Below are 6835 nucleotides of genomic sequence, written 5' to 3' on the forward strand. Positions count from 1 at the left end.
CGATCGATTGAAGCACGCTTTTTGCTGGAAGATTGCCGGTCGTGGAGCATTGTACTGACCCTGTGCAGAGTTGGTCCCCGTCAGCGTACGCGCGCGCGGTGCCCCGTCGCAGGTGGTCGGCGATCACCACCTGCGCGGCGAGGTCAGCGGATTCCGGGCGTGGCGGGGTTGCTGCCGACGCAGCCGAGCACGACGCAGCCGGGCGGCCAGTCGGAGAACGGCGGCTTCGGCGTCTCGCCGAGGCAGTCGACGAAACTGCAGCCCGGGTAGGCGTACGGGCCGATGCCGAGGGTGCCGAAGAACGCGTCGGGGCGGGCGATCATCGGATCGGTGACGCTCACGTCAGGGCGCTCCTGGTACGGGCCCGGATCGGGCAGCTGCTTGTCGACGAAGGCCGAGACCAGCGTGCGCATCACATTGTGGGTGTAGGTCGAGGAGGCGCCCGGCGTCGCGACACCGGTCCAGTTGAGCATCAAACCCAGGCTCGGGACGATGTAGCTGTCGTTGCGCAGCATGCCCGACATCTTCACCGCGTCGTAGGGCAGGCCGGGGAACTCGAGGCGGCACGGTGCGCCGTTGATCACGAACAGGAAGCCGTAGCAGGGCATGCTCGCCGAGGGGGACAGCGCGGCGCGCATGTAGTCGTCGGAGATCACCTGCAGATCGTTCCAGCGTCCCCGATTGCCCACCAGCAGACCGAGTTTCGCGAAGTCGTCCGGCGGCAGGATGAGATGCGCGTGGCCGTAGGTGTTTCCGGCGCGGTCGCGGGCCCAGAAGTAGTCGCCGCGCGCGATGCCCAACGGGTCGAACAGCTTTCGCTGCGCGAAGGTCTGGAAGTCCTCGCCGACGGCCTGCTGGATGACATAGACGAGCAGGTCGACCGCGCGCTGGCTGTAGCGGAACATGGTGCCCTGCGGGCGCTCGATCGGCATCGCCAGCGCCTGGGCGACGACATTCGGGTCGAGCGCGGCCAGCCCCGTCGCGCCCTCGGCGGCGACGGCGACCTCCATCCCGGAGGACTCGGTGAGCAGGTTGCGCACGGTGATCGCCCGGTGCGCCTCGTCGCCGAGACCCGCGGGCAGATAGCGGTCGATCGGCTCGTCGATGAGCAGGCGACCCTCATCCACCGCCAGGCCCGCGACCAGCGCGACGACGCTCTTGGTTCCGCTCCACAGATTCCAGGGCACCCCACCGGATTCGGCATTGCGCGGGCCACCGGCGACCAGGCAGTTGTTGCGGTAGAGCTGGATGTTGAAGCGAGTGGTGTCGATCGCCAGGTTCATGGCGGCGGCGACGCGCTCCGGGTCGAGGGCTGCCTCGGCGGGCGTCGCGGTCTGCGGTGTGCGGCCCGAGCTGACCTCGCACTGCTTGGCGGTGACCGGGTCGGCCTGCGCGGTGGCGGGCAGCAGCGCTCCCGAGGTGAGCGCCAGTGCGGTGACCGCCGCTGCCACAACATATTTCAGATAGCCGTGCACTCAACCCTCCAGAAAAGAGATACCGGGAGGGAATCGTGAACGATCACGTTCTCGTTACGTCGGCTCAGCTTCCGTAGGGCTTGCAGACCTCGATCGCGGTGTCCTTCGCCGCGTTGAACGTGTCGATCACATCGTTGAGTTCGTCGGTGGGCGCGCGGCGTTCGAGGGTGTCGGCGAGGGTGTTGGTGTTGTCGCGGTAGGAGCGCAGCGGCTCGGCCAGCGTCGGGATCACATCGTTGGTGATCTTGCGGCCGAGGTCCTTGGCGTTGTTGCGCAGGGTGGCGACCGCGTCGTTGGCCTTGGTGTCGGTGTCGGGCGCCCTGGTGTTGCTGGCGTCGATGTAGGCGTTGAACGCGGTCACCGAGCTCTTGTTGGCCGCGCGCAGTCCGTCGCAAGCCGTGTCGTTGGCCTTTTTCACCCGTGCCACGGAGGAGGCGGCTACCTCGGAGGTGTAGGAGGCGAGGTCGGTCTGGTTGGCCTGGGCGTCGCCCGGCACCTGCTTGGTGCAGGCCACCAGGACCATTCCGGTCGTGACGGCCACGAGTGCCGTTGTGACCCCCAGTCGTTCCCGTTGTCTCATGTCTCCCTCTCCTCCCTCGGGACCGCCGGCCCCGGATCGCGCCGGAGCCGAACATATCGACCGTACTGGCTGTGAGCGGGTGACGTCAGCTCGCGGTGGGGATTTCGATGACCAACCGAGACGTCGGGCCGGTCGGGGTGCCGGGACCGCCTGCCCCGGCACCGCCCCTGATCAGCCCTGGCCGAGCATGCCGCGCATCGTGGTGATCTCAGTCTCCTGAGTGGCCACGATGGCCGTCGCGAGCTGCCTGGATTCCGGGTTGACGCCGCCGGCGAGCTCGGTACGCGCCATGTCGACCGCGCCCTCGTGGTGGTCGATCATCATCTCCAGCCACTGCTTGTCGAACTCGGCGCCCTTGGCGGACTGCAATGCGGTCATCTGGGCGTCGGTCATCATGCCGGGCATGGCGTGACCGCCGTGGCCCGCACTCGCACTCGGTGCGGGCTTACCGAAGGACGCCAGCAGATCGGTGATCTGCTGCATCTCCGGCGCCTGCGCCTTCTCGACCTCCGCCGCCAGCGCGATCAGCTGCTGGTTCTGGGTGTGGCTCGGCACCATCTTCGCCATCTCGACGGCCTGCGCGTGGTGCGGGTACATCATCTGCAGGAAGGTGACGTCGGCGTCGTTGAAGTCGGTGCGGGCCGCGGCCGTCGCGCTGGTCACGCTGGCCGAGCTGGTCGACGAGTGGGTGTCGTGCGTCGCGGACTCGGTGTCGTCGCCGCAGGCGGCGAGCAGCAGAACGCTCGCGGCGGAGACGGCGAGGACGGTGGCGCGGGTACGGGTGCTGAACATGGGTGATCCTCCTGGGGATTCTGGTGACGGTGAGAGGAGTTGGACCGCCGCCGGGCACACCGGTGGCGGCTGACCTGTCAGATCCGCAGAATCGCCAGTTGGGAGAGGGAGAGAACGGTCCATGGCGGTGGGCGTTCGCGCCTGCCACGCCACGGCCGGGTGGCGGCGTGGCCGGTCGCCGCGGTGTCGCCGGCGAGCCGGTAGAGCAGCACGAGTGTCAGGGCGACGGCGAGTGCGGCGAGCACGAAGACGCAGGAGTGGACGGCGGCGTGTTCGCCGCAGCCGGCGGCCCCGCAGCCGGAGCCGGTCGGGTGCCCGTCGTCGGCGGGGGCCGTGCCCTGTGTGATGTCGGCGGCCGCGTGGGTGCGCTCGATCGGCTGGAAATCGCCGACTCCCAGGAGCATCGAGCTCGCTGGCGTCGCCTCGGTGGTGCCGGTGCGCGAAATTTCCGCGGTGCCGGTGTGCGTCGCCTCGACGGTCCCGTCGTGTGCGGACTGGGAGGTGCTTGCTGGTGTCGCCTCGACGGGCCCGGCGTGGACTGGCCAGGCGCTGCGGGTCTGTTGTCCCGCTGCGGTCCCTGCGTGCGATGCCGGTGTGGCGTCCGTATGTGACGGCTCGGCGGTGGTGGCGTGCGCGGTGCCGAAGACCGCGGAGTGCATGGCGACGATCCCGGCCAGCAGCATCAGCATGGCGAGCACCCTGGCGATGCCGGGTGCGCGCTGGAGCCGATGCTGCTCGATCACGGAACCTAGTCTAACCAGCGCGATCGGGACGTCGGAAATACCCCGACATGGTAGGGGTAATTACTGGGTGGCGATGTCGACGACCAGCCGCGGCGGGTTCGTCAGCGCGGTGACGGCGAACGGCGGTCGATCCGCGTCGACGCCGACGAAGGACTGGGTCACGCCTTCGTAGACCAGGGTCTTGTAGACGCCGGTGATCCCGGGGACGCCGGGGTCGGTCACCGGGTCGGGCCCCGAATACGCCGGGACGGTCGAGTCGAACGGGTAGACGGATCCGAGGATGCGTACCTCCAGGATCGAACTGCCCGCCACGTCGACGGTCTTGCCGCTGCCGTCCTGCACCGCGCGGTCGGTGTAGGCGACGCGCCAGCCCGGTGTGCCGGTGCCACCGAGGGCGAAGACCACCCGGTCGAAGCCCTCCTGGCGGCCGACCCGGATATCGGTGACGGTCAGCGCGGCGCCGGTGGAGGCCTCGCCGGATTTGGGTTCGTTGTCGGTCGGCACCTCGCCGGTGGCGTCGGTGAAGGTGCCGGTGGTGCTCGTCGGCGCGGAGGTGGCGACCGGCGCGGTGTCGGTGCCGCAGCCGGACACTGCCAGCGACGCGATGGCGACCATGCCGAACACGAGAGCGTTACGCATGAGGCCGATGGTACTCAGCCCAGGTGGCGCGGCGGGCGAAGAAACGCGGGGTGTGTTCGGGCTACGGCAAGTTTGCTGGGGAACGGGCGAGTGGACCGATCGGCCCGGTCTACGCGAGGGCTGCCGGTGATCAGCGGCGGCGACGGGTTCGACGCGGAGCGCAATTGCGTTCGACGCGGATCAGACGCGGTCGATCTGGTCCACAAGCAGCGGCCGAAACAGTGGGGAACAACGGGATTCGTGAGATCACCCAGCTCGAGCCGATCTGCAAGGGTGTCGCAAATCGATGGAAGCTGTTCGTGCCCACCGGAGTACGTGCCACGACACCGCACTGTGAGCAAGACCACCGGCGGATATCAGGGCCGGATGTGACGGTGGGGCAACGATCTAGCACACTTGTCGCGTGGACAGAGTCGAGGACGTATTCACCCGGCTGCGCCGGTATCCGGATGTGGAGGCGCCGAACCTCTATGCCGTCGACGCCGCCGACCGGTTACTCCTCGACACCGCCGCGGACGCCCTGGCGGCGGCGGGTAGCGGCGAGGTTGCGGTGATCGGCGACACCTACGGCGCGCTCACCGTCGGCGCGGCGACCCGGCACGATCTGACCGGCCTGCGCGTGCATCAGGACCTGCTCACCGGGGAACTCGCGCTGGCTGCCAATGCCAAGAATCTCGGGCTGACCGACCGCTACACCGCGCACGGCCTCGACGCCGAGTTGCTGACCGGCGCGCGGGTCGTCCTGATGCGCCTGCCGCGGATGCTGTCCGGCCTGGCCGAGATCGCCGAAGTCATCGCCCGCTACGCCGCCGAGGATGTCGTCGTCTACGCGGGCGGCCGCGACAAGTACCTGACCCCGGCCATGAACGAGGTGCTCGCCGAATCGTTCGGGCAGGTGCGCGCGGGCCGTGGCAGGCAGAAGTCACGGGTGCTGGTCGTGAGCGAGCCGCTGCCGGTCGGTGAGTCCCGGTTCCCGGTGGCCGAGCACATCGCCGAGATCGACGGCGCCGTGCTCGCCTACGGCGCCGCGTTCTCCGGGCCGCGCCTCGACATCGGCACCCGCTTCCTGCTCGAGCACCTGGACCGGATGAAGCCCGACGCCCGCGAGGCCATCGACCTCGGCTGCGGCACCGGCATCCTCGCGGTGGCGCTGGCCAAGTCGCGTCCGCACATCCGGGTCGTCGGGACCGACCAGTCCGCCGCCGCGGTCGCCTCGGCGAGAGCCACCGCGGCCGCCAACGGCGTGGCCGACCGGGTGACGGTGGTGCGTGACGACGCCATGTCCTCGGCCGCCGACAACAGCGCCGACCTGGTGCTGTGCAATCCGCCGTTCCACGTCGGCGCGGCTGTGCACACCGGCTCGGCGATCAAGATGTTCGCCGAGACCGGCCGGGTGCTGCGGCCGGGCGGCGAGCTGTGGACGGTCTACAACTCGCACTTGAACTATCGGGGAGTGGTCGAACGGATGGTCGGGCGCACCGATGTGATCGGGCGGAACCAGAAGTTCACGGTGACGCGGTCTGTTCGTGGCCTGCGCGACGTACAACGATAGAGCCGGTCGGACGCGGTAGAGTCCGATTTGTCCGAACGGACGGGGGTGCGGTCGACGGTCGCGCCGCCGGGAACTTTGTCCGATCGTGGCGCGTTGAACAGGGCAGTTGGAGCTGTACAGCGACTAATCACTCCAAGAAAGGCGCACGGTGCGTACCTCATCGAATCCGGTGTTCAAGAACTTACCTCGCCAGGAGGGTGTCGGCGGTTACGCGAACTTCGGTTCGGGCGTCGCCGGCGCGGGCCAGCTGGGCAACCAGCCGTACGGACAGCAGCAGTACGGCGAGTACGGGCAGCAGTACGGCCAGCAGTTCCAGCAGGCCCCCGCCACCCGCGCGATGACCATCGACGACGTGGTCACCAAGACCGGCATCACCCTCGCGGTGCTGACCGTCACGGCGATCATCTCCTTCGCGCTGTCCTCGGCGAACCCCTCGCTGGCTCCGCTGTTCGTCATCGGCGGCGGCCTGATCGGCCTGGTGCTGGTCCTGGTGGCGAGCTTCGGCAACAAGATGGACAACCCGGCCATCGTGCTGTCCTACGCGGCGTTCGAGGGTCTGTTCCTCGGCGCGCTGTCGCTGATGTTCACCGACGTCACCTTCGGCGGTGTCGGCGGTAGCGCCCTGATCGGCCAGGCGGTGCTCGGCACGTTCGGCGTGTTCTTCGGCATGCTCGTCGTCTACAAGACGGGCGCGATCCGGGTCACCCCGCGTTTCACCCGCATGCTGCTCGGCGCCATGGTCGGTGTGCTGGTCCTGATGGTCGGCAACCTGATCGCGAGCTTCTTCACCGACGGCGGCTTCGGCCTGCGTGACGGTGGCGCGCTGGCGATCGTGTTCAGCCTGGTCTGCATCGCCATCGCCGCGTTCAGCTTCCTGCTGGACTTCGACGCCGCCGATCAGCTGATCCGCGCCCAGGCCCCCGCGAAGGCCGCCTGGGGTGTCGCCCTCGGCCTGACCGTCACCCTGGTCTGGCTCTACGTCGAGATCCTCCGCCTGCTGAGCTACTTCCAGCGGGACTGATCACAAGACATAAAAGAGCGGCCCACCGAATTC

At 68.6% G+C, this 6835-nt stretch carries 7 protein-coding genes; 2 read left to right on the top strand and 5 right to left on the bottom strand.

The window, feature by feature from the left end:
* Nucleotides 1-143: 143 nt before the first annotated feature.
* The 5 genes from ACWF9G_RS11695 to ACWF9G_RS11715 form a co-directional block, all read right to left on the bottom strand.
* Entirely contained in the window at nt 144-1475 is a 1332-nt protein-coding gene (locus ACWF9G_RS11695; RefSeq protein WP_452515041.1) for a serine hydrolase domain-containing protein, read from the bottom strand.
* Between the two features lie 64 nt (nt 1476-1539).
* A complete protein-coding gene (locus ACWF9G_RS11700) occupies nt 1540-2055 on the bottom strand; it encodes a hypothetical protein (protein ID WP_452515043.1) in 516 nt (171 codons plus the stop codon).
* A 171-nt stretch (nt 2056-2226) separates the two neighbouring features.
* Nucleotides 2227-2847, bottom strand: coding sequence for a DUF305 domain-containing protein (locus tag ACWF9G_RS11705; protein WP_452515045.1), 621 nt, complete (start codon nt 2845-2847; stop codon nt 2227-2229).
* Nucleotides 2848-2924: 77 nt separating this feature from the next.
* Nucleotides 2925-3590 (bottom strand): hypothetical protein, encoded by a 666-nt coding sequence (locus tag ACWF9G_RS11710; protein WP_452515047.1) that lies wholly within the window; start codon nt 3588-3590, stop codon nt 2925-2927.
* Between the two features lie 60 nt (nt 3591-3650).
* Nucleotides 3651-4229 (bottom strand): AMIN-like domain-containing (lipo)protein, encoded by a 579-nt coding sequence (locus tag ACWF9G_RS11715; RefSeq protein WP_452515049.1) that lies wholly within the window; start codon nt 4227-4229, stop codon nt 3651-3653.
* 403 nt (nt 4230-4632) lie between these two features.
* Here ACWF9G_RS11715 and ACWF9G_RS11720 point away from each other — a divergent pair, with 403 nt between their 5' ends.
* Together ACWF9G_RS11720 and ACWF9G_RS11725 are read left to right on the top strand one after the other, a co-directional pair.
* Nucleotides 4633-5781 (top strand): class I SAM-dependent methyltransferase, encoded by a 1149-nt coding sequence (locus ACWF9G_RS11720; protein ID WP_452515051.1) that lies wholly within the window; start codon nt 4633-4635, stop codon nt 5779-5781.
* A 148-nt stretch (nt 5782-5929) separates the two neighbouring features.
* Entirely contained in the window at nt 5930-6802 is an 873-nt protein-coding gene (locus ACWF9G_RS11725; protein ID WP_452515053.1) for a Bax inhibitor-1/YccA family protein, read from the top strand.
* Nucleotides 6803-6835 lie beyond the last annotated feature (33 nt).

The organism is Nocardia sp. NPDC055029, from assembly GCF_053608525.1.

Bases quoted from the DNA above. Each gene is read 5' to 3' on its own strand.
- ACWF9G_RS11700 (WP_452515043.1), bottom strand. From the start codon at position 2,055: ATGAGACAACGGGAACGACTGGGGGTCACAACGGCACTCGTGGCCGTC.
- ACWF9G_RS11705 (WP_452515045.1), bottom strand. From the start codon at position 2,847: ATGTTCAGCACCCGTACCCGCGCCACCGTCCTCGCCGTCTCCGCCGCG.
- ACWF9G_RS11715 (WP_452515049.1), bottom strand. From the start codon at position 4,229: ATGCGTAACGCTCTCGTGTTCGGCATGGTCGCCATCGCGTCGCTGGCA.